Raw genomic sequence first — 383 nt, forward strand, 5'->3', positions numbered from 1 at the left:
GACTTGCTGAAGCGGTTAACGCCAAGGCATTGAAAGTCAACGTTCTTTAACAATTTGACCATGCAATCTGTGTGGGCACTCGTGAAATGATTAGTCAAACCTTTTGTCTTCACTTTTTAAAAGTGAAAGCAAATTTGGCATCAATGAACTGAGTGACCAATACAAATAACTTCGGTTATTTGGCACAGTCAATTCGAGCTTCTAGGAACTAGCTTCTAGTCACTAGGAACTCAATCAGTATTCATTGAGCTATCAAAAACTTTAAATTGAAGAGTTTGATCATGGCTCAGATTGAACGCTGGCGGCAGGCCTAACACATGCAAGTCGAGCGGCAGCGACAACATTGACCCTTCGGGTGATTTGTTGGGCGGCGAGCGGCGGAC

Annotated in this window: 1 rRNA gene; it reads left to right on the top strand. The window is 43.6% G+C overall.

Features of this window, described 5'->3' with window-relative positions:
* Window positions 1-263: 263 nt before the first annotated feature.
* Window positions 264-383: ribosomal RNA gene (locus tag EIZ48_RS28885) — 16S ribosomal RNA — on the top strand; the annotation flags it as partial.

This window comes from Photobacterium alginatilyticum, assembly GCF_009910675.1.
GTDB lineage: Bacteria > Pseudomonadota > Gammaproteobacteria > Enterobacterales > Vibrionaceae > Photobacterium > Photobacterium alginatilyticum.